20 protein-coding genes are annotated in these 23,192 nt (G+C 48.5%); 12 read left to right on the forward strand and 8 right to left on the reverse strand.

The genetic code is table 11. From position 1 onward, the window contains the following. Positions 1-157: 157 nt before the first annotated feature. The 5 genes from ACYVF1_RS24965 (at position 158) to ACYVF1_RS24985 (ending at position 5,606) form a co-directional block, all read left to right on the forward strand. Positions 158-1,276 (forward strand): glycoside hydrolase family 88/105 protein, encoded by a 1,119-nt coding sequence (locus ACYVF1_RS24965; RefSeq protein ID WP_461084051.1) that lies wholly within the window; start codon positions 158-160, stop codon positions 1,274-1,276. A gap of 61 nt (positions 1,277-1,337) precedes the next feature. Then, positions 1,338-2,141: a class I SAM-dependent methyltransferase gene (locus tag ACYVF1_RS24970; protein ID WP_461084053.1), complete on the forward strand. Its 804-nt coding sequence runs from the start codon at positions 1,338-1,340 to the stop codon at positions 2,139-2,141. Between the two features lie 108 nt (positions 2,142-2,249). Then, positions 2,250-2,900 (forward strand): OmpA family protein, encoded by a 651-nt coding sequence (locus ACYVF1_RS24975; RefSeq protein WP_461084055.1) that lies wholly within the window; start codon positions 2,250-2,252, stop codon positions 2,898-2,900. Between the two features lie 7 nt (positions 2,901-2,907). Further along, positions 2,908-4,200: an McrC family protein gene (locus ACYVF1_RS24980; RefSeq protein ID WP_461084057.1), complete on the forward strand. Its 1,293-nt coding sequence runs from the start codon at positions 2,908-2,910 to the stop codon at positions 4,198-4,200. Positions 4,201-4,289: 89 nt separating this feature from the next. After that, the gene (locus tag ACYVF1_RS24985) at positions 4,290-5,606 is read left to right on the forward strand and encodes a gluconate:H+ symporter (RefSeq protein WP_461084059.1); all 1,317 of its coding nucleotides are present in this window, start codon (positions 4,290-4,292) and stop codon (positions 5,604-5,606) included. 78 nt (positions 5,607-5,684) lie between these two features. Here the strand turns inward: ACYVF1_RS24985 and ACYVF1_RS24990 are convergent, their stop codons facing one another. The 3 genes from ACYVF1_RS24990 to ACYVF1_RS25000 all read right to left on the reverse strand — a co-directional run bounded on the left by ACYVF1_RS24990 (position 5,685) and on the right by ACYVF1_RS25000 (position 7,826). Further along, the gene (locus tag ACYVF1_RS24990; RefSeq protein ID WP_461084061.1) at positions 5,685-6,476 is read right to left on the reverse strand and encodes an SDR family oxidoreductase; all 792 of its coding nucleotides are present in this window, start codon (positions 6,474-6,476) and stop codon (positions 5,685-5,687) included. 6 nt (positions 6,477-6,482) lie between these two features. Further along, the gene (locus ACYVF1_RS24995; protein WP_461084063.1) at positions 6,483-6,905 is read right to left on the reverse strand and encodes a hypothetical protein; all 423 of its coding nucleotides are present in this window, start codon (positions 6,903-6,905) and stop codon (positions 6,483-6,485) included. Positions 6,906-6,971: 66 nt separating this feature from the next. Continuing rightward, complete coding sequence (locus ACYVF1_RS25000; protein WP_461084065.1) at positions 6,972-7,826, reverse strand: sigma-70 family RNA polymerase sigma factor; 855 nt, start codon at positions 7,824-7,826, stop codon at positions 6,972-6,974. Positions 7,827-7,889: 63 nt separating this feature from the next. Between ACYVF1_RS25000 and bla the strand changes: the two genes are divergently transcribed. The 4 genes from bla to ACYVF1_RS25020 all read left to right on the forward strand — a co-directional run bounded on the left by bla (position 7,890) and on the right by ACYVF1_RS25020 (position 13,527). Continuing rightward, on the forward strand, positions 7,890-8,801 hold the full coding sequence (bla, locus tag ACYVF1_RS25005; protein WP_461084067.1) for a class A beta-lactamase: 912 nt from the start codon (positions 7,890-7,892) through the stop codon (positions 8,799-8,801). A 129-nt stretch (positions 8,802-8,930) separates the two neighbouring features. Beyond that, a complete protein-coding gene (locus ACYVF1_RS25010; protein WP_461084069.1) occupies positions 8,931-10,244 on the forward strand; it encodes an aminotransferase class V-fold PLP-dependent enzyme in 1,314 nt (437 codons plus the stop codon). A 275-nt stretch (positions 10,245-10,519) separates the two neighbouring features. After that, a complete protein-coding gene (locus ACYVF1_RS25015) occupies positions 10,520-10,855 on the forward strand; it encodes a PadR family transcriptional regulator (RefSeq protein WP_461084071.1) in 336 nt (111 codons plus the stop codon). Then, complete coding sequence (locus tag ACYVF1_RS25020) at positions 10,852-13,527, forward strand: ABC transporter permease (protein WP_461084073.1); 2,676 nt, start codon at positions 10,852-10,854, stop codon at positions 13,525-13,527. The genes ACYVF1_RS25015 and ACYVF1_RS25020 overlap by 4 nt, the downstream gene beginning before the upstream one ends. A 116-nt stretch (positions 13,528-13,643) precedes the next feature. Here the strand turns inward: ACYVF1_RS25020 and ACYVF1_RS25025 are convergent, their stop codons facing one another. Beyond that, positions 13,644-14,702 carry a hypothetical protein gene (locus tag ACYVF1_RS25025; protein ID WP_461084075.1) on the reverse strand — a complete coding sequence of 353 codons (1,059 nt, stop codon included), beginning with the start codon at positions 14,700-14,702 and terminating at the stop codon, positions 13,644-13,646. Beyond that, positions 14,702-15,346 carry an ABC transporter ATP-binding protein gene (locus ACYVF1_RS25030; protein WP_461084277.1) on the reverse strand — a complete coding sequence of 215 codons (645 nt, stop codon included), beginning with the start codon at positions 15,344-15,346 and terminating at the stop codon, positions 14,702-14,704. The genes ACYVF1_RS25025 and ACYVF1_RS25030 overlap by 1 nt, the downstream gene beginning before the upstream one ends. Positions 15,347-15,538: 192 nt before the next feature. Between ACYVF1_RS25030 and ACYVF1_RS25035 the strand changes: the two genes are divergently transcribed. The 3 genes from ACYVF1_RS25035 to ACYVF1_RS25045 all read left to right on the forward strand — a co-directional run bounded on the left by ACYVF1_RS25035 (position 15,539) and on the right by ACYVF1_RS25045 (position 17,560). Next, on the forward strand, positions 15,539-16,324 hold the full coding sequence (locus ACYVF1_RS25035) for a nucleotidyltransferase domain-containing protein (RefSeq protein WP_461084077.1): 786 nt from the start codon (positions 15,539-15,541) through the stop codon (positions 16,322-16,324). A gap of 69 nt (positions 16,325-16,393) precedes the next feature. Beyond that, positions 16,394-16,870 (forward strand): nucleoside deaminase, encoded by a 477-nt coding sequence (locus ACYVF1_RS25040; RefSeq protein ID WP_461084079.1) that lies wholly within the window; start codon positions 16,394-16,396, stop codon positions 16,868-16,870. A 27-nt stretch (positions 16,871-16,897) separates the two neighbouring features. Then, positions 16,898-17,560 (forward strand): thiamine diphosphokinase, encoded by a 663-nt coding sequence (locus ACYVF1_RS25045; RefSeq protein ID WP_461084081.1) that lies wholly within the window; start codon positions 16,898-16,900, stop codon positions 17,558-17,560. A gap of 137 nt (positions 17,561-17,697) precedes the next feature. Here ACYVF1_RS25045 and ACYVF1_RS25050 read toward each other — a convergent pair whose 3' ends face one another. The 3 genes from ACYVF1_RS25050 to porU2 all read right to left on the reverse strand — a co-directional run bounded on the left by ACYVF1_RS25050 (position 17,698) and on the right by porU2 (position 23,134). After that, positions 17,698-18,333 (reverse strand): HAD-IA family hydrolase, encoded by a 636-nt coding sequence (locus ACYVF1_RS25050; RefSeq protein WP_461084083.1) that lies wholly within the window; start codon positions 18,331-18,333, stop codon positions 17,698-17,700. 101 nt (positions 18,334-18,434) lie between these two features. Beyond that, on the reverse strand, positions 18,435-19,679 hold the full coding sequence (locus ACYVF1_RS25055) for a hypothetical protein (protein ID WP_461084085.1): 1,245 nt from the start codon (positions 19,677-19,679) through the stop codon (positions 18,435-18,437). Further along, positions 19,676-23,134 carry a putative type IX secretion system sortase PorU2 gene (gene porU2 / locus ACYVF1_RS25060; protein ID WP_461084087.1) on the reverse strand — a complete coding sequence of 1,153 codons (3,459 nt, stop codon included), beginning with the start codon at positions 23,132-23,134 and terminating at the stop codon, positions 19,676-19,678. Before porU2 ends, ACYVF1_RS25055 begins: the two co-directional genes overlap by 4 nt. Positions 23,135-23,192: the final 58 nt, after the last annotated feature.

Here is a 23,192-nt window from a genome sequence, read left to right on the forward strand (position 1 = left end):
AGCACAATATCGCAGGATTGTACCCATGCAGGTCTCCTGTAGTATTACGTTCTTTCTAAATTTATTTGGAAATAAAGATGAACACAAATGTTACTCATTTGGTAGATTTTGGAAAGAACCGCCTTGTCTTTTGTAGGACGTATTGATAACAATTTCTATGCTCACTTCATTTCGATTCACTACGTTGTTCATATTAGGTTTATGCATCGCGCTGGCCAGTTTTACGCCAGTTGATACCGATATATTCACCACGAACTATATTAAAAATTCCATGCTGAACGTGGTGAACTGGCAGCTCAGGAATCCCAAACACAAACCAACCGACTGGACCAACGGTGCTTTCTACGCGGGCGTTTTTGCGGCTTACGAAACCACCAAATCGCCGGTAGTGCTCGATTCGCTGATGGCGATGGGGCAACGTACCAACTGGCAGCCTGGCCCCCGTTACGACCATGCCGATGACATTACCATCTGTCAGACTTACATTAACCTTTACCGAATCAAAAAAGACCGCAAGATGATTCAGGCGACCATTGATACGGTGCAGAAAATGAGTCGCGTACCCGGAAATGAAGTCAAAAATCACGGCATTACGTGGTGGTGGTGCGATGCATTGTTTATGGCTCCTCCGGTGTTGGCAAAACTGGGTAATGAGTTGAAAGATCCGTCGTATTTTACGCTGAACGATTCACTCTATCAGCAGACGTACAAACTGCTCTATAATAAAGAAGAGCGCCTGTTTGCCCGTGATGACAGTTACCTCTGGAACGCAGCGGGCGAAGGTAAAAAGGAGAGTAACGGCAAAAAGCTTTTCTGGTCGCGGGGGAACGGCTGGGTGATGGGCGGGCTAGTCCTTTTGCTTCAGGAACTTCCCCAAAACCACCGAAGCTACAATTGGTACGTTGAATTATTTCGGGAAATGAGTGCGCGATTGGTCGTATTACAGCAGACTGATGGTTTGTGGCGGTCGAGCCTGCTCGATCCGGACGCGTATCCGGGTGGTGAAGCCAGTGGTTCGGGTTTTGATTGTTACGCGCTGGCCTGGGGTATCAATCAGGGAATTCTGGACAGGAAAACATATTTGCCGTTTGTCGAAAAAGCCTGGAAGGGTCTCAATACGTTGGTATCGCCCGAAGGAAAAGTAGGGTGGGTGCAGCCGATTGGCGCTGACCCCCGCCGAAATTTTTCTGCCGACAGTTGGGAAGTTTACGGTTCAGGTGCCTACTTGCTGGCTGGTTCCGAAGTGATCAAACTCAAAGATTTAATTAAACGATGAGCTATAAGTAATAAACGGTCCGCCGTGGCGATTTGCTGAAGCGCTCATCACTCCGTATAACATGCAACAATCGCTTGATCAACGGGCAACTATGCCTGCCGCTCACAATCCCGTTCTGGAACGTCGGACGGTAGAAAATGCAAATAAAAATTTGCTAAAGTATTTAAAGCCAGGTTTCTCAGTCCTTGATGTCGGTTGCGGTTCGGGGGCCATCACGCGTGACCTTGCCGAACGTATCGGTCAAGCGGGTCGGGTGCTGGGCATTGATCCGAACGCGGGGCTGATCGAGCAGGCTCGGCAAAACGCGAGTGATACGTTGAGTTTGTCGTTTGAGCAGGCCGATGTTTATACGTTCGATACGTCGCAACGCTTCGATTTGATCACCTGCGCGCGGACGCTCCAATGGTTGCGGGAGCCTGAAGCGGCTATTGCCAATATGAAACGCTTGCTAAAACCCGGCGGTTGGTTGGCGATTCTCGATTATAACCACGAAAAAATTAGATGGCAGCCTGAACCACCCGCGTCGATGCGACTTTTTTATGACGCGTTTCTTCAATGGCGAAAAGACGCCGGTTTCGACAACGCCATCGCCGACCATTTGGACAGCCTCATGCGCCGGGTTGGTTTTACGACCATTCAGACGGAAATACAGCACGAAATTTCACGACGTAATGAGCCAACATTTGCGACGAGCAGCCGCTTATGGGCCGAAGTGGCCGAACTACGCGGGCCACAACTGGTAAAAGATGGTTACGTTACCGAAGACCAGCGCTTACAGGCTATCACCGATTATGATCAATGGATTGCTTCACCTGGTGAAACCATGACGGTGTATCTGCTGGCTGTTGAAGCGCAGCAGAAGTAGAAGATTTTACAGATTTTTAAACAAGGCAAATTCTAAACATAAGTTGACCTACAGTGCTTTATGTGAAAAGAAGTGTTACTCTTTGGTCTGGACAAACCATCAACGTCTATGATACGTGAAGCCACAGTTGTACTAGTAGCTTATAGTCTTTTGGTAGCCTGTAAAAGCGAAAGCAATCAGTCTCAGGAGAAAAGTACGGAAGTCACTACGTCTGCCGCATCAGAATCGGCTTCTACCCAGGAGACAACTGCTAAACCAGAAATTGGTGGGAACAATTCGAGCCAGAATTATACGTTTGCATCTTCCGGTGATTCATTGCAAATCGTTGGAAATGAAAATCAATACGACATTATCCTGCCAACGGACGTATTGTTCGATTTTGACAAATCGAACCTGCGCACTGATGGTATTGCGTTGCTTAATAAAGTGAAGCAGCATTTTGCGGAACATGGCGCCGACCAACTTCATGTGTTAGGATACACTGATTCAAAGGGTAGTGATCAATATAACGCGGTTCTGAGTCAGAAGCGGGCTGTAGCGGTGGCTGATTGGCTGAAGAAACAGATCAAAGTGAAAGGATTGATCATGGCCATCGGCAAGGGCGAAAAGGAGCCATTAGTCCCAAATACAAATGCAGACGGAAGTGATAACCCCGTAAATCGGCAAAAGAACCGCCGGGTGACACTCTCTGTTGTCAAATATCCGGATGCCGGTAAAATGCTGAAGGACGCCAAAGCAAGCGCCGGTAAAACATCGTAAATCACGTATGCCCGTAACGTACACCGTCACCGAAAATGGACTAATTGGCAGCGTGCAGCAATGGGCTGAACCACCCACTGGGGGCATTCACGTACCCGACGACGTATTCCAGATACTACGTCGGTTTGCTTTCGAAATTGAACAGGCTGATTCGCTGCTTACGTTCACGGTGCAGAAAGGTCGGGAGCTGATTCGGGTTCGGAATTACGTCGGTTTGCTGCCCCTTTCCAGTCGCGCTTATCTCGAAATCCTGCCCAAGATTGACGATGTTGCTACGTCACGTTCGGTATTGCTCAGGATGCTACGTCGACTACGTAACAGCCCATTTCGCTTAATCAAAGGTGTTCATTCGGGCGCTACGTCCCTGCCGCTTTGGGATGTCTTTGTTGGCGCGTTTCTGACTACATCAGAAGCGGTTTTGCAACAGGGTGTGCAGCGAGCTTACGTAGCGCAGGAAGGTAATGAACGATTCCTGAGAGGTAAATTGCAGGTGACTCGACAATTGCGGGAAAATCCTTTTCACGCCGAGCGACTGGCCGTTGTTTACGATACGTTGACGGCGAACGTAGCACCCAACCGGATCCTGAAATCAACACTTATTTACCTGAAAAAGACAACGATTTCGCTGGCCAGTCAACGACGTATTCAGATACTGCTGAGCCTGTTCGATGAGGTCCCTGTTTCTGAATCAATAAACGTGGACATGCAGGCTATTAAACGGGCTGGGCGCTTATTCAGTCGGTACGAGCCGGCGTTGATCTGGGCCGAAGCGCTCTTGAGTGGTCAGGGTATGGGTGTGGAAACAGGCCGGAAAATGAGCTTGTCGCTGCTGTTTCCGATGGAGCGGGTTTTTGAAGATTACGTTGCCTATGGCATCCGAACGTATTGGCCCGAAACTCACGAGGTGCGTATTCAGGAATCTTCGGCGCATCTGGTTGATGAACACGTTGGCGGACCACGGTTTAAATTACGCCCCGATATTATTGTTCGGCATGAAAATCAGACGTTTGTGCTGGATACAAAGTGGAAAGAAATCAGCGGCAACGTAGCGGGTAATACGTCGACAGCCGGTACGTATGGCATTGAACAAGCCGATTTGTATCAACTGTATGCATACGGAAAAAAGTATGAAGCCGACAACCTGTTTCTGGTTTATCCGGCCAATGCTACGTTCCGCAATCCCCTGAATGTGTTTGGGTATGATGCCACGACTCGTCTGCACGTAGTACCCTTCGATCTGACCAATTCGCTGGCGCATGAAGTAGAAAAATTGGCCCGTTACGCTTTGTCGTATCAGTAAACGGCTGTTTATTGCGGGCAATCTAATGACCCACGTTGCAGTCGTATGCGTGCCATCGTTCATCACCAACCGTACTTGCCCCTCCTTGCATGCCACTTTTTCTAACATTAATCGGCATTCTGACGCTTGTTTTACTCGTTGCCTTCGTCCGGTTAGATACCTTCATTTCGTTTGTTATTGTTTCACTTGGCATTGGGTTAGCGTCGGGAATGGACGTAGCAGCCGTTGGGAAATCCATTCAAACGGGTATTGGCAGTACCCTCGGTGACTTGGTGCTGATTATTGGTTTCGGCGCTATGTTGGGCCGATTAGTAGCCGAAAGCGGGGCCGCCCGACGTATCACCAACGCGCTGATTGGGCTTTTCGGGATCAAAAACATTCGTTGGGGGCTGGCGCTGGCGGGTTTTGTCGTTGGAATTCCGCTGTTTTATAACGCCGGTTTTATCATTGTTGCACCCCTGATTTTCACCATCGCGGCTTCATCGCGGCTGCCTTTGTTGTCAGTTGCGGTGCCGATGTTATCGGCGTTGTCAGTAGCGCATGGTTACCTGCCTCCGCACCCATCCCCTTCGGCTGTAGCTGCTCAGATCAATGCCGACATAGGGCAAACGCTTTTGTACGGCATTATCATCGCAATTCCGGCCATTATTATTGCGGGACCGGTATTTGGTAAGACGCTGGTGAATATGAAAATTTCGCCCGAAAAGGACTTATTTGACATTCGCGATGTACCGAACAAAGATCTGCCGGGGGCAGGAATTAGTTTTCTAGTTTCGCTACTGCCTGTTATACTGCTCACTACGTTTGGTCCGCTCAAAGGTGCCTTACCCGATGGATCGCCGTTGAAAACCGCCGTTGTGTTGTTGGCGGAACCGTACATCGGTATGATGGTTTCGGTACTGGTTGCCATTTATTTTCTGGGCATTCGTCGAGGGCAGTCGATGAAAGCGGTAACGAAAGACCTGGAAGAAGCTGTGAAAGCGGTTGCCCCGATTTTGCTGGTGATTGCCGGAGCGGGTGCGTTGAAACAGATTTTTACGGATAGCGGCACCAGTAAATACATCGGTAGCCTGCTGGCCGACGCTTCGATTCCGCCGTTGGTGCTGGCCTGGGGTATTGCCGCGTTCATTCGCGTATGCGTAGGTTCGGCTACGGTGGCCGGTCTCACTACGTCGGGAATTATCTGGCCGTTGATTCAAAATCAGCCCATCAAGCCCGAATTAATGGTACTGGCAATCGGTTCGGGAAGTTTGATGTTCTCGCACATCAACGACGGCGGTTTCTGGCTGTTTAAGGAATACTTCAATCTCACCATTGGCCAAACCATCCGGACCTGGTCGCTGATGGAAACCATCGTGTCAATTGTAGGCTTGTTTGGCGTTCTGGCGCTGAATATGGTGGTGTAATGTGAAGGCTCCGACAGGCTCTGGATATCAGATTAGTCGCTTGTGCGACTCCAACAGCCAGAGCCTGTCGGAGCCTGTCTACGTTTCCTGCAAATACTCCTCCCAGGTTTTTGAGCCGACGGCTTTTTCGGTACACGTGTTTTCTCCTTTTTCGAAGCTTTTCATCAACCTGCCTATCGTTGGTAGGGGAATGAGTGGTTTCGACACGCCGTGAGTTTTCATCCAGAGTTGGGTCATCGTTTCCAGTGTGAACAGTTGCGGACCGCCTAGATTCAGGACCGCTTGTTGTGGCCCAGCCTGCGCTAATCGGTATAATTCAGTAGAAACGGCATCGACATGGATCGGCTGAAATTTTAACTGTTTCGGGACGAAGCCAATGGGCAGATACAGTAATCTTCGGATGAAGAAATCAACCAGATCATGAAACTGAGTAGCCCGCAGTATTGAATAGGGTATTTCCTGCTGCTGAATTAGTTTTTCGGCGGCAAATTTAGATTGATAGTAACTGAAGGGAACTTTGTCAACGCCGACAATTGAACTATAAATCAGATGTTTAACTTCCGATTGCCTGAGTGCTTTAAGCAAATTTCGGGTGGCAACAACTTCAAACGGCTCACCACCAATTTTAGTTGGAGCACTGGCCAGATGTATTACTGTATCGACACCCGTTAGTGCTTCGGTCAACCCTTCGCCGGTAGCCAGATCAATACGTGTCCAGGGTAAGCTTGCTGATTGATTCACAGTACTATATGAATCGGTTTTGATACGGCTGCGACTGCCGATAATAAAATCGATTTTTTGTTGCTGCAACGTACTAACGACCGACGTACCCAGTACGCCCGTGCCGCCAATGACTACTATTTTTTTCATGACGAATTACGAATGTTGGAAAGCAGGACGGTAAAACAGGAGGGGAACCGATAACACGACCGCAGCCGATAAACCCGCTACGTTACCAATTTGATCGGCCAGAGGAAGCATGTGGAGATGATGCAAATGATACCACAAATGCGGTACGTTGAAAACCAGCAAGCACACCGCAACCATCCGTGCGTCGATTCGGTGAGGCTGCCACAAAGCCAACAAACAAAGGGTGGACAGGGACATAAAAAATGCGCCCACATCCCGAATTAGATGTTCGTTGTAGGGTCCATCAACAGAAACCCAGGAGTGGCCAAAACCCGGAAAATACTGGTAAAACTCAGTGGGCATGAACAAAGCCCAACTACCCGGAACGCTGTTTGTCAAGAGAAAATACAGCAGGAGCAGTTGCACCCAGCGCGGCTGTTTAGTCTGCATAGGAAACAATTTGATGATTTCCGATGAGACAAACACCGCTGATTTTTTGTGACAGGCGAGCTGAAATTATTTTTGTAAATGCGCTAATTTATCGGGATTACGTACCGCAAAAAGTTGCTGAATTCCGCTTGAATCCCCATCCAGAATCAACAGTGTGTCCACTTGTTGAGTATCTTTTAATGTAATCAACAAGGCAACCTGCCCATTAACCAGTACGGCTCTAGTATCCTGATTATGACCGAACTTTTGGTCCAGGGAGCGGAAAAAGTGGCCAACAACATCTAGTCCTACCAAAGTATTCAGCGCAGCGGCTACTTTTCCGCCACCGTCGGAGTAAAGCACTACGTCGTGTTTCAGCAACTGGATAAAATCATGGATATTGCCGGTTTCGGTTGCCGACGTAAACGCCCTTAACAGGGCCTGCTGCTGTTGAGGATCTGGAGAAAACCGACGTTTAGAACTGCCAAGTTTTTCTTTGGCTCGTTTATAAAGCTGGCGACAGTTGGCTTCAGCCGTTTCGAACATTTGGGCGATTTCAGCATACGTAACATCGAAGCTTTCTTTGAGAACAAAAACAGCCCGTTCCATGGGCGTGAGTTTTTCCAGCAGCAGCATGAACCCATAGGAAATATCAAGTCGGGCGTCAACGGCATGGTGGCCCGTCAGCACCGGCTCGGGTAGCCAATGGCCTTTGTATATTTCTCGTTGCCGTTTTATCCGGTCCAGGTGATTCAGCGTCGCATTAATGACGCTTCTGGCTAGCCATGCTTTCACATGCTGGACGCCTTCGGGCGTGTGATTGATCCAGTTCAGCAATACGTCCTGAACAATATCTTCGCTTACCATTATTTCTCCGGTCATTCGGTAGGCAATCGATAGTAGCGTTGGGCGGAACGTAGTGGCGATCTGGGTGTTAGTCAAAGCTGCAAAAGATTTTGTTCAATACGATTCGGCGGTAATTTCGTGGAAAATCAACGCTGTATCATGAACCGGTTCACTTTTTTTACCTCGCTTTTTTTGCTGCCGATCACGCTGTTTTCTCAACGCCCTTTAAATCAAGATACTAAACAAAGAACAACAGCCGGTCTTCTTAAACAGATTGGCGAAATCGCTCAGGATGCACAAGGGCGGGTAGGGGTGGCAGTAATGGTAGTTGAAACGGGCGAGTCGGTCGAATGGCACGGCAAGGAGCAATATCCCATGCAAAGCGTGTATAAAATGCCGATCGGTATGGCTGTTCTACACCTGGTCGATGAAGGTAAACTCACGCTCACGCAATCGGTGCGTGTTGAGCCCGCCGAATACGTATCGAAAGGGCAACGGAGTCCACTACGTGATGAATTTCCGAACGGTACTAACGTAACGGTTGCTGAATTACTACGTTTAGCCGTTTCTGAAAGCGATGGCTCGGCCAGCGACGTACTGATGCGGATTGCCGGTGGCGCGAACGTAATTAGGACGTACCTGAAAACGTTGGGCGTAACGGGTATCCAAGTGGCCAATACGGAGAAAGAAATCGGTAGCGATAACGCCGTTCAATACCGCAACTGGGCAAAACCAACGGAAGCAGTTTCGTTGTTAACAGCCTTGCAAAAAGGACGTGGTTTGTCGACAAAGAGCCGGGCACATCTGTTACGGCTCATGATCGATACACCAACGGGTTTGAAACGGCTGAAGGGACTTTTGCCGAAGGGAATCACCGTGGCGCATAAAACGGGCTCTTCAGGAATAATCAATAGTGTAGCTGCTGCGACTAACGATATTGGGCTTATTACGTTGCCAACCGAACAACATCTGGCCATCGCCGTATTCGTTTCCGATTCCAGAACTGACGACGTAACGAGGGAAGCTGTTATTGCCCGAATTGCCAAAGCCGCGTGGGCGCATTTCGCGTAGGGTAGCGGATCTGAAGTAAAAAAGAGGCCGGAATCACACATAGTTTCCATACCCTTACACCTTTGCTTTACACCTGAAAACCACTAGTTTTACGTATCTCGTTTCATCCTCTCACCTTGAATCTGAACTATGTCTACGCGCAGAAACTTCTTCCGCCAAACCGCTGCGGCCGCCGGTGCCCTCACACTTCCGTCGTTTTTACCCGATACGTTCGCCAGGTCGATTCCAAACGCTGATGCTACGTTAAAATCGGCTGCGCAGTGGGCACAGGATGAAGATTTCTGGTCGTGGGTGAAATCGGAATATACGGTGTCGCCTAACCTGCTGAATCTCAATAACGGCGGAGTTTGCCCGCAGCCGAAAGTAGTGCAGGATGCGCATATCCGGTTTTATCAATACTGCAATGAAGCACCGTCGTATTATATGTGGCGGATTCTGGATCAGGGACGCGAATCGCTACGTGAAAAATTAGCGGACATGGCGGGCTGCTCGCCCGAAGAGCTGGCGATCAATCGCAATGCCACAGAGGGGCTGAATACGGTTATTTTTGGCCTGAATCTGAAAGCGGGCGACGAAGTTGTGCTGACGAAACAGGACTATCCGAACATGCTGAACGCCTGGAAGCAGCGCGAAAAACGCGATGGGATCAAGCTGGTTTTTCTGAACCTGGAACTGCCCAGCGAAAATGAAGACGCCATTGTAGAGCAGTTTGTGAAGGCATTTACGCCTAAAACCAAGGTGGTGCACGTAACGCACATGATCAACTGGATAGGGCAGGTGCTGCCAGTACGTAAAATTGCCGATGAGGCACACAAACGGGGTATCGAAGTAATTGCCGATGGTGCCCACTCGTTCGCACTATTCGATTTCAAAATTCCAGACCTCGGCGCTGATTACTACGCAACCAGCCTGCATAAATGGCTTTGCGCACCCTTTGGCAGCGGCATGTTGTACATCCGCCAGCCCAAAATCAAAAACGTATGGGCACTGCTCTCCAACAATGAACCCGATGGACCAGACATTCGTAAATTCGAGAGTCTGGGAACCCGTTCGTTTGCGTCGGAAATGGCGATCGGTACTGCGGTCGATTTTCACAACAGCATTGGATCCGCTCGGAAGTTTGCCCGCGCCCATTATCTCAAAAATTACTGGATGGAGCGCGTGAAAGACGTACCGGGTGTGAAAATTCATACGTCTCTAAAACCGCAATATGCCGGCGCCGTCGGTCTGTTCTCCATCGATGGCATGAAGCCAGGTGAGATCGATGAACAACTGCTCAATAAATACAAAATTCACACGGTGGGCATCGAGTGGGAAAATATTCACGGTGTACGCGTAACGCCACACGTGTACCATACGCCCAAAGACCTCGACCGGCTGGTCGTGGCCATTACCACGATGGCTGCGAAACAGGCTACTGCCAGTAAGCAAAAGAAGAGTTAATCAAGACGAGCACTGTCTTACAAGCCTGGCTGTAAAGTCAGGCTTTTCATTTTTGTAAACAGCTCGATTTTGTCTGGTCGGTTAATGTGAACAAACTTTTATTCGGATAAACTAAAATTTTACATACAAATGCTGAATTAATCAAATCTATTTTACATACATTTGCTGAATAAATAATTGTAAGCGATACGTAAACGGGATGCTTTATACAGCAGACTGGTTTTCACGGTACATTTTGCGACTCATTACTTATCGTTCAGCACTCTTCACGTACTATGAAAGGAGCTAATCTGGGTGAATTTGAAGAATTAGTGCTATTGACAATTGCCGCTCTGGTGAATGACGCCTACAGCGTTGCCATTTGCGATGAATTGGAAAAACATACGGGTCGTGGAGCCAAGCTGGGTGTAGTTCATGCCGTGCTGAATCGGCTGGAAGAGAAAAGCTTGGTAAAAAGCCGGTTGGGAGATGCTACCAGTGCTCGTGGCGGCAAACGTAAACGATACTATGAAGTTACGCAGGCCGGTAAGGTAGCTCTTGTAAAAGCCCGCGAAGCCCGCGAAACACTCTGGAACATGATTCCTGGTTTTAATCTGGAGGGTTCGATATGAAACCACTCGCTCCCCACATTGACCCGCCCGAGGCTGGACGTACCGTGAAAAGCCCTGAGCCGCAGCCGCCCAAACTGGCTCAGCAACTGCTGAATTGGTATTGCCGGCCGGAGATAGCAGAGGATTTACAGGGCGATCTGAACGAATATTTTGAGCGGAATCTGAAAACGAAAAGTGTTCGGCGGGCGCGGCTCATTTACTGGCTCGATGTGCTGAAATTCTTTCGATTATATACCGTTCGTAAACCTGATTTCGTAAACCTTTTCATTCACTGGATCATGATTGGCAGCTACTTCAAAACATCCCGACGAAGCCTGGTACGTAACAAACTATTTTCGTTCATCAACATTATTGGTCTGGCTGTCAGCATGTCGGTGGGCCTGCTGGTCATTGCTATTGTTACGGATTTACGTTCCTACGATGATTTCCACGCGAAGAAAGATCGTATTTATCGGGTAATTACTACGTATCAACCTTCGGGGCAATCGCCGATGAAAATGGCTTCGACATCGGTAAAAATTGGCACTACGATTCGGAAGAAAGTAGCGGGAGTGGAGGACGTAACGGTACTACGTACCGGATTTTCGGGCGATGCTACCGTGGGCGAAACGACGGTTCCACTCGATGCTACGTGGGCCGATGCCAATTTCTTCAATGTTTTTACATTTCCACTGATTGACGGCGATCCAGCCACAGCGTTAAAAGACCCTTACTCGCTGGTTCTGACGGAGAAAACGGCAAAAAAACTCTTTGGTGACGTCAATCCTGTCGGCAAAACGGTCCGGTTTGATACGTTGCAATATAAAGTAACGGGGCTGCTTAAAGATGTGCCGAAGCTCTCGCATATTAAGTTTAGCGCACTGATCTCGTTTGCCACGGCAGATATAAAATTTGGCAAAGGCGACCCCAACTTTTATGGCTGGAACAACATCTGGCAGAACTATGTATACCTGGTGTTACCAGAAAGTAGTAATTCGGAAACGATACAAGCTAATCTGGATAAACTCAATCGTGATGAAAATGCTAAACTGGAGAATGTAACCATCAACGTATCACTACAACCTTTAAAAAAGATTGCCCTCGGACCAAAACTGTCAAACCAAATCGGTCAGACTATAGAACCTCTCGTGGCCTGGGTTTTAATCGGTTTGGCGTTCATTATTATTTTATCAGCTTGTTTTAATTACACCAATCTGTCGATTGCCCGTTCACTACGTCGCTCGCGCGAAGTGGGAATCCGGAAAATTATCGGTGCGCTGAAAGGCCACGTTTTCGGTCAGTTTATGGCCGAGTCGGTAATGGTTGCGCTCCTGGCGCTGGTGTTTTCGTTTGCGCTTTTTCTCCTTCTTCGGAACCAGTTTACGGCGCTTGATCCGCATATCAGCGACCTGTTTTTACTGGAACTAGCCCCGAAACTGATCTTATATTTTGTTGCGTTAGCCGTAGCTGTTGGGTTACTAGCAGGATTTTTTCCGGCTTTGTTTTTCTCGCGGATCAACGCGATTCAGGTAATCAAAGACGTAACAGCGATGAAGATTTTCCGACGTATCACCATGCGTAAGGTGCTGATTGTGATTCAGTATACCATCTCGCTCATCTTCATTGCCACTACGTTGATCGGCTACTCGCAATATCGCGGCTTTCTCACTTTCGATCTGGGTTATAACACGGAAAATATTCTGAATATCAAATTACTGGGCAATAAGGGTAGTCTGCTGGCGAAAGAGCTGGCCCAGATTCCGGAGGTAAAGAAAATTTCCAAATCGCTGATGATTACCAGTTTGGGTAGCGCACACGGTACTACCGTAAAGTATAAAGACCCAAACGATTCGGTAATGGTCTGGCTGAACATGGTTGATGAGCATTACCTGCCACTACATAAACACAAATTATTGGCCGGAGGGAATTTTCGGTTACGTCCGAAACAAGGTGAGGAAAGCGAAATTATCGTGAATCAGCAGGTGTTGAAACGGTTCAACATTGCCTGGCAAAATCCCGAAAAAGCCTTGGGCGAAATTGTAACGGTCGACGGAAAAAAACTGGCGATTGTCGGCGTACTTAAGGATTTTCATTACGGTACGTTGGAAAATACGATTGATCCTGTCATGTTTCGGTATTCGGCAGAGCCTGCTTTCGGGTATATCAATGTTGGCATTTCTTCGGCGAATCTGCCAGCTACTATGGCAAAAATTGAAGAAGCCTGGCAAAAAATAGATAAAGTACATCCGCTGGAGGCTAAATTTTACGATGACCAGATTGAGGAAGCCTACAGCCAGTTTTCGGTTATGATTAAAATTGTTGGCTTCGTTGCCTTTCTTGCCATATGCATTGCCTTTCTGGGTTTGCTGGGCATGGTCGTCTTTACGACAGAAACCCGCCTGAAAGAAATCAGCATTCGGAAAGTGCTGGGTGCCAGCGAAGAAGGGCTGATTTACTTATTAGGGAAAGGATTTCTGAGTCTGTTGTTGCTGGCGGCCATTATTGCTTTGCCCGCTACGTATCTTTTCTTCGATCAATTTGTCCTGACTAAATTCGCATATCACCAACCAATCGGGCTGGGCGAATTGTTTACCTGTATAGTCATTGTGATGGTTCCCGCCTGTTTGCTAATCGGCTGGCAGACAATAAAAGCCGCCCGCCAAAACCCCGCTAACGTATTAAAAAGCGAATAATGTAGAGACCGGTCCGCCGTTGCGGAGGCATGCCTTGTATCCTGACTATGTAGTTTCGCGATTGCTGACGCATATGAGACAAGGCATGCCTCCGCAACGGCGGACCGGTCTCTACATTAACTAAACGATCGGTACCAGTAACCCCAGGCCGCCAGCCAGCCCAACGCCAGCCAGCCCCAAATAGGTAGTCCAAACATAATCGCGAGAAGTCCAATAATAAAGGCGGCCATAATGCCCGTAAGCCATCGGTCGGGCAAAATAGTCTGCCCATAACTGAGACTGTGCATGGTCATCAACCAACCCCAACCCGTTAGCCAGAGCGCCACAACGTAGTAAACAGAAACTTCAGTCGGACAATTACGTAGCAAAATCAGCAATTCGGGAAGCCAGATTAAACCGTAGGTGAGAACGTAGCGGGCAAATCGTTGTCGCCAGCTAAGGGGTAAATTGGGAAGTATCAATAAATACTTCTGCTCAAATTCTTTTACTTGGCCACTCACCTGCGCATGGCCGAGAACTGCCATCAGTAAGCCGATGAGCAGCAGACGCTGATCATAATCATCAGTGGGGTAAAGCCGACAAACACCGGCCAGCAATAACCCCGAAAACGCTTTGGTCAGCACCAGCGAAAGCGGTTCATGTCGAAGCCAGTACGTCGGAAAAAATAGTTCGTAGGGTAATTTGATACGTAGTGTGGGAAGCCGAAGTGTATCCGGATTCGGATGACGTAATCGGTAATCGTTGAGCCAGGCCCCCACTACGTTCAAACCCATTACGTAAATGCAAATTGCTGCCAACGAATCCCATTTCTGATAGAAAGTAGCTATTTGTAGCATCCAGCCTGCGTATCCAAGGACGGGAGCCAGCAAAGCCGCCTGTATAGCCAGCCACAACAACCCTCGTGTTGGCGTAGGAACCAGCCAGAATGTTTGCAGAAATAAATGTTCGGGCGCGGTTAATTCCTGCCAGATGAACGAAATGGTTTTTAGGAGATAAAGCCCCCACAACACGAATACCAGACCCAGTAAAAACGGCGAACCGAGGGCGGCCGTAATAAGGGCTTTGTGCTCGCGACCACTCAGAAAACCAAATGCCAGCAAAATCAGAACCAGAAACGTACCAGCGTTTCGGGCGTAAAATGGCCCCACGAAAATTCGGTTCAGAAAGGTCAGCATCAGTGGGGGAGGGATAAAGGGGTAATGCTGCCTTCGCTTACCTGCCAGGACGCTTTCAGCTCAAGCCCTGTCAGAGTTACGTCCTGGTGTGAGGTAAGCAGGAACGTAACATTCTGTTCTTTAAGAAGTTGGCGGATATAGGTAAACAGTTTAGTTGCTGTCGCTACGTCCAGCGTCGTCAAAGGCTCATCCAGCAATACAAGCCGGGGCGTACCGAGCAGTGCCAGCAGAAGCGATAGTTTCTTCAGCATACCGCTTGAAAACGTACCAGTTGCCTGGGTCCAAAATGCATTGACACCCAGCAGTTCGGCCAGTACGTCCGTTTGCCCAATTGGGGATCGCTTTGCTTTGCCGACAAACCCAACCAAATCACGCGGAGTCAAAAATGACGGATATAAGGGTTCGGCTTCGGCATAGTTGACCCGCATCCGATACGCAACCGGGTCGCGGTTTATTTCGTAGCGTCCTTCCAGTAAAATCTCGCCCGAAAAAGGGAGCAACCCCGCCACCGTACGAAAAAAAGTGGTTTTTCCCGATCCATTACTACCCCGGAAATAATGTACGCCGGGTTCAAGATGCAGGTGGGAAACGGTTAAAACGGGGCGTCCCGAATACGCTTTGGTCAGGTTGGAAACAGTCAGCACAGGCAAACAGAAAGAGATTACAATTGGCAAGATAAGCAACGTAACGAATTGCCGGAATGACACATCTACGAACGGACGGGAATCGCCATCAACGGTTTTCTCTTCAGACTTTGAACGTACTGCCGAACTAATCAACGTAGCGCGTCGTTCTGCGATAATTTACTAATCGCAACGTGCTACGTTGATTGACAGATGCAAACTCATTTACAACCTTTTCAAGCGTTTATCGACAACGTCGTCGAACGTATCAAACACGATTTCGATGCCGTAGGTGTTGCCGCTGGCGGTTCGTGGGCCACGGGTGGAATGGATAGCTACTCCGACCTGGATTTGGTAGTGGTACGTACCCAACGTATCGCGCCCGATGTAGAGCAGATGCGGGCGTATGCTGCTACGTTGGGGCCCATGATTGCGTCGTTCCGGGGCGATCACGTGGGTGAACCTCGCCTGCTGATTGCGCTTTACGACAACCCTCTTCTGCACGTCGATATCAAGTTTGTGACCCCTGAGGAGTTTAAGGAGCGGGTTGAAAATCCAGTCATTCTCTGGGAGCGAGATGAGGCCCTTACGCAAATCATACAGGCGTCAGAAGCGCAATTTCCGCCTTTCGATTTTCAATGGACCGAGGATCGCTTCTGGATTTGGGTGCACTATGCCGCGGTGAAAATTGGTCGGGGAGAATATTTTGAAGCCTTCGATTTTTTCGGTTTCGTACGTAACGTTGTGCTGGGGCCTATGCTTCATCTTAAAAATGGCGGCCTACCGAGAGGAGTTCGGCGGGCAGAAACTACCTTTGGGGCATCCGAACTAACTCAGCTTCGCCAAACCGTTGCCACACCCGACCGGGAAGCGCTGCTAATCAGTTTGTGGGAAGTAATGCGTCTGTACGAAAACCTGCGCGATACGTTGGCCCCTGCTACGTTGCAGAAAAATACGGAAGCGCAACAGGCCGTTATTGCTTACGTGCAGGCACTCTAGTTTTAGTAGTTAGCAACGTAGTAAAGTAAATTCTGTTACGTTGTCATAGAAAAGACATTAGTAGAATCAATGATAAATCAGGACGAATATTTTTTGCGGGAAGCCATTCGACTGGCGCGTGAGGGCATGATTACCGGGCAGGGCGGGCCATTTGGGGCTGTGATTGTTCGGGATGGCGAAATTGTTGGCAAGGGCTGCAATCAGGTAACGTCGACCAACGACCCAACGGCTCATGCTGAAGTTGTGGCCATCCGCGATGCCTGCCGAAATCTGGAAACATTTCAGTTAGAAGGATGTGTGTTATACGCTTCCTGTGAACCGTGTCCGATGTGTTTGGGGGCTATTTACTGGGCCCGGCCGAGTCGGATTGTGTATGGAGCTTTTCACTCCGATGCTGCTGGCGCTGGCTTCGACGACCAGTTTATTTATGAAGAATTAGATAAAGCCCGCGATCAACGACACATTCCCATGCACCAACTCCTGCGCGATGAAGCCGATGCTGTTTTTCAGGAGTGGATTGCGATGGAAAACAAGAAGCACTATTGATCACCCTTGAGTACACCTGAATCTAGCATGTCGTCTCATCACATAGTCCGTGAAAAGCAGGAGCCTGCGCTGCTCATTGCCAACGGCCAAGCCTGCCAGCCTGAACTTATTGGGCAACTGCTCGAATGGAGTCCAACTGTTGTCGTACTTGATCGAGCGATCTGGCGCGTTTTCGAATTAGGTATCAAAGTAGACGTACTGCTGGGTGATTTCGACCGGGATCTGGATTTGGAAGCTATTCAGGCGCAACAATATCCGCTGGAGATTCTGCATACGCCCGACCAGGACAAAACCGACCTCGAAAAAGGCATCGAATACCTGATCGAACGCGGTTATCCAGCCGTCAACATTGTTTGGGCAACCGGTCGCCGGGCCGATCACAGCCTAACGAACATGACCAATATTGTTCGGTATAAAGACCAGATACGTATCGTTATGTTCGATGATTACTCAAAAATCTTCCCGCTGGTTGGTCGTTTTGAGAAATGGTATGAAGCCGGTACGATTCTCTCGCTCATTCCAGTCGGCACCGTAACGGGCATGAAAACTGAAGGGTTGAAATACAACCTACACAACGAAAGTCTGACGATCGGCTACCGAACCAGCAGCAGTAATGAAGCTGCGCAGGACGGCTTCGTGCGGGTCGAGGTCGAGACCGGCGATTTGCTGATTATGGAGTGCTGGGATTAGAGATTGCAGCCAACGAAATACTGAAGAATAACATCAGGTACGTAAAGTGAATGGATAAGCCGAGCCCTCGCGCCAGCAATATATTGTCAAAAAATAGGTCACTTTAAGCTACGTATTTATTGTCTGGACATAAAATATCATGAATGTCCAAGCACAGTCTTTGCAATATCGTCTGGCTTGTGGAAAATGGTGATACTGGGGTAGGATTCCAGCACATCAGGGCGAGTATAACCCCAGGACACTGCTCCAAAGGGGATTGTTGCGGCTTGAGCGGCTTCAATATCCCGCACTTCGTCGCCTACGCAAAGTGTTTCCTGCGGCTGAACCTTACTTTTAGTCATTGCCCGCCTGAATTTATGTTGCTTACTAAAAAGCGATGTACCGCACCCATAATACGTTATCAACGAGGCACTTTCGTTGCCAAGCACCCGCCGTATATTTTCCTCGCTATTAGAACTGACAATCGCCAATTTCACGCCTTGATTAGCTAACTTCTTCAGTAGTTCAGTCATACCATCAAACAGTCGAATCTGATCAATATCACGAGCCATTAGCTGAATAAACGATCGGGCAATCAGTGGAATTTTCCAGGCAGGTAGTTTAGCTCGTTGCATCATTTGCCGGGCGTCTAATCCACGCAGTCGATCAACGTCTTGTTCATCGATTTTGGGGAATTTATACGTATCAGCCAGCGTGTTAATAGTCCGCAGAAAATACGGAAATGAGTCAGCGAGTGTCCCGTCAAAATCGAAAATAATCAGTTTGTAGTTCATGCTTGAAGAAGGTCTTGCGGGTTAGTTGCGCAGGCTAATCGTGAAGCAAAATTGGCAAAAGGAATGGGCTGGAAGAACACAACCTTCATTAACCTGAAAAGTCAACGCTTGAATTGAGGAATTTCCTGGATAAAGCGAACAACTTGACGATTGTAAATTTCAACTATAAGCTCATTTTGTGGCAGTAACTGAATCCAGGAAAGCAGTACGATGATCAGCCAGTAAGGCCAAAGACGTTTTTGCCAATGAATCGGCCGGAGCCCGACTTCCAGAAAAAAGGCGAAAAGCAGACAAAATGAGAAGGGAGCCATCAGCCGGGCATTCGGCCCACTAAACGGGCTGATGGAACGTATCGTGAACAAAACCACTACGTAGATAAAACCCATTAAAATGAATAGGTTGCTGAGTGATTTGCTACGTAGCGATAGGGTATAACGTAACAGCGAGGGCCGATGAGCCCAATAGAAAACGCCCATTGACATTAGTTGCAAAACAAGTCCAACCCACGCCAGTTTGTTGTGGAATGCCGGTGAAAAATCCCGAATAAACAGGAATTCATTCAGTAGCGAGCGACCAAATAGCAGGGCTAGTTCACTCGGTGGTTCGGTTGGTAGAATGCGTTCGCCACCCGAAAAAGTACCTGATAAACTTTTGTTAAGCCAGAAGTAGAGACCTAGGAATAGAAAACCAGTAAGAGAGATCCCTGTCAGCCATTTTGCAGAGGATTGTTGATGATTTACGCCGATTTGTCTCTGGAACCAGTTAGGTATAAGCTGCCGTAATAAGGCCATAAACAGCAGTAGCCCAAATACATAGCCACCAACGTAACGTACCAGAAATAAGGCGAAGCTTACGAATAAAAGCTGCACAGCCCAACGTAACGTTACTACGTTCAAAACGTGATGAAGTGCCCAGGCACATTCGGCTAGTAAAACCAGAAAAGCCGTTTCAGACCAGGTGTAAGCAGCAATTTTCAGAAATCCGCCCAATGCCCAGAACGAGAGTAGCCAGATTGCCCGATTCACGCCCAAACGGGCCAACCAAGCCCAAGCCGATAAACCTACCGCAACCAAATTCACCAACTTTGATGATGCCAGAACCGGTAGACCAGCCAGCCACGATAAGATAGCTATCAACACTGGATAACCCATAGGAAACGTACTGTTCCAAATTAAGTGGCCATTGTTATTCACTACGTATCCGCGACCAGCCACCAGATTTGCGGCTGATTGCAAATAATAGCCGGAGTCCACGCTGGTGCAATGCGTTGGGTGAAACCATGCTAGGCATAGCAGCAAAAGACCGATTCCTGAGAACACAGCCCAGAACCGACGTAATGCCTTCATCGCTGTAGAAAGACACGACCACTCAGGCGCAGCTGCGTTGAAAAAGGGATATCGACGCCAGTAAGTGTATAGAGGTAAAGTCCGGTCGGCAGAGGGGCACCCATTTCAGACGTACCGTCCCAGAACCATTCATTGATTCCGATTCGATTGGGAGTTTGGAGAGTACGGACCAGCCTCCCGTTTAGGTCGGTGATGCGGATACTCAATTTTATGGGTGGTGTGAAGCCCGATAACGTAGCATAGAAGCGGGTCTGATCGCTAAATGGGTTGGGGTAAATGCCGACCTCCAGCAGTTCAGCCGTATTTTTTACCGTGAAATGAATCTGATACGGCGCGGCCCGGTTCCCGCTCAAGTCACGGCCTGTTACAACGAGCGTATACTGGCCGTCGGCGAGAGGAATATTGGGTTGATAGCTCAGTCGGAAGGCATTATCAGCTCCGGCATCCACCCAGCGAACGTTGTTTTCCCGGAATGGCTGCCGGATGAACGGGCAAGGTAACGTAGCACAGGGCGATTGCAGATACAAATCCATACCGGTTGTGTCGGTACGTAGTAGACGCAGATTGTCGTCCTGAAGTAAAACGTCGATGACGGGTTGGGGCGATACAAGGTCGCCATTACTAATTTGCTTTCCGTCGAAAGCTACTTCAAGAAGAGGTGGTGTTACGTCAGGCGCGAAAAGTGGTTTTTCTACTGATGTCAACGTACTGATTATAGCCTGGTTGTTCGTTTCCAACGTTTCGGTTATTCGATTATCTGGGTCTAGAAATAATTCGAAATTCGTGGTATCACTTTTAGCACCTGCCAGGGGAAGCGCCCATTGCAACGTATCGGCATAGTGGGGCGTTTTTTGGGTAAAGAATTGTTCTTGAAGTAATTGTCCATCGTTTTTGAATTGACGGATACGTATCGTAAGCGATTTATACGTAACTCGTCCATAATTGACGACTACGCCCGATATACGTATTGAATCAGATCGGATAGCCGATGAATCATCTCTGTAAACACGTAGGTTTAGGCTTTCGGGAGCAAATGCTACGTCTGGGTTTTGAAAAGGAAATATACGAATCGCCGGATCGCCCTGTAAGGTCATTTGTTGGGCGGTGGTTATGTCAAAAATCGAAGCGTTGGGTTGCAAAAACCGTCGAATGGTCTCCTGTTGTAGCAAGCCAATAGGTTGCGCTACGTACTGACTATCAGCCAGAAGTGCGTAAAGCTGTTCAGAATAGCGTTTTAATGGGTCGACGAATCCAGTGTACGTATGGGCCAGAAAAAGCACGGCACCCCGATCAGGTGTGAGAATCCAGTCGTTGCCAAAAGTCGGTCGCCCAAAAAATACGTTGCCTGATGCGCAGCCATTCACCAGCAAAAACGGGTAGCGACCTTTATTGCGGTAATTCAGAAGGTCGTTGCTGGCAAACCCCAAGTCAATATCGGCCACATCCAGACTCGAATGACCAAACAGGTTAATAATGCCAACGCCCTGATTCACAGGCTCGGCAAGTGACAGCGTTTCGACAGGATTATCGGTTTGTTTGGAAAGCGTGATGACGCGCCCGCCTGAGTATCCAGTCTCGACGGTCTTCGTAAACTCATCAATATATTTACGGAACACGCCCAGCTCTTGAGTACTTCGGCCCCCACTCAGATGGAGTGCGTTTTTACGCCATAGTGCGGGCTCGGAAGTATTTTCGTGCGCTTTCACTTTGTTCAGGTAATCCAGAACCTGCTGCGGGCGATTCGCGTTAAGACGGCCAATGGCTAAAGCGGGAACGTTCTCCTGCTCACCGGCCAATCCTTCCACCAGCCCGATGTCGGAGCCAGGCCAGCCTGCATTCGGGATTAAATCAAGCAGGGTGCCGTTGGGTAGTTTACGAATACCCTGCGGGTCGCGAGACTGGCCAATCAGAAAGAGAAATTTTGGTTTATCATCCCCGTTACGTAGCACAAAATCTGCGAAACGCCGAATGGCCAGCGGATGTCGCTCTCCATAACTATACTGATCGAACAATTGCTGAATCGACACCGTCAACGTATCAAATCGACCGCCCTCTTCCGACGCTCGGTACGTCGCGTAAGCCCGAACGGGATCAGCCTCACCACTTGTTGCTTGTTGTAAGGAAGGATGGGTAATGATGATGTAATTTGGGTTTTGGGAACCTAAGAAACGGAACGTAACTGCTTGAATAGCTGGTACGTTCATTGGCGTTTGTGTTGCCAAAATGGTTCGGCCCATTTGACTGTTACGGACCACACCCTGCCATTTTTTGTCGACTTGCCGGCCTTGAATAAAAATGGGAGTGGTAGGTTCGCTGATGTCGTACAGGCGAATAGTGCCCACTACGTTAGTTAGATCGAGTCGCGAATGTCCGTCTGGATTAGCCCGTAAGCGGAATTCTTTCTGCGATAATCCGCCCATGTCGGTATGTTGAGGGTAATGTAGTTTCAGATACGAAACTGATATCTCTTCTCCCTCTACGTTCGGTTGTACAGAAAGCACTACGTTCCCAGAAGGAGAGATTACATTGACATCCAATTCAGCGTCGAAACGTATCGATTTATAATTGTCAAAAAGTGCTGTATCAAGGAGTTGTAACGTAGTGGCCGTGCCCCCCGCCAGGCAGCTAACCCGGTGAGTTCCTGCATTACGTCCGACCAGCAGATACGTTGCTTTTGGTTGTACAGGTGTGCCATCGGCATACGTAGCGGCCGCAAAATTGGGGAGCGAAAACGACTGACTGAATCGCGTATTAGCAGTTACAACAGGTCCGGTCCAGCCTTCCCCTTCATCATAATTGGTTAAAATGGCACCGTTATTATAGCCAGCGCCAAGTGGATAAATTGTTCCCGCTGGATACGTATCGGTAAAAACACGTATTTCTTCTGCCCAGTGATAGGGTTCTGGTAACAAATTGGCGAACGTAGTATCGACATACGCCGTCATACGTTTGCCAGGTTTGCCGTCGAGTCGCCAAGTTAGAAAATAGGCTGTGGTGTCGCTGAAAAGGCTGTAATACGTATGTGGCTGAGCAGAAGTTGGCCGGTAGAGTAGTGAATCCTGTGAGCCATCGTTTTGCCGCGCATAAAACTCCAAAAAATCAGTTGGATCGAATCGTTCATCAGCCTCACCCGCTACATAAATTGCCTGTTCAACGCCCCGGTGAAATAGCTGCACTGAAGTTGGGTTTACCTGGCCGATTGGAAAACCGGCTTTCTGTAGTTCGGTAGCTGTGATTCGATATAAGCCAGTTTTAACAGTTGGAATTTTATAATACGACTGCGCATAGTTAATCCAGCGGGTTGGGTCAGGATCGTTGGTAACGGATTGACCAGCCGCAAGAAATGTCGTTGAAAAAATTAAGGCAGTCAGTACAAAAGAAAGACAATAACGCTTGTGGTGCACAATAAAGAACACTGATTTCTTAGTGCACCCCAAGTTGGCAAAACGGGTCATAGGATACGAATGGGATCAGGGCAAACGGAGTACAAAGCCGTTGGATAATCGCCAGTTT

Source organism: Spirosoma flavus, from assembly GCF_054778555.1.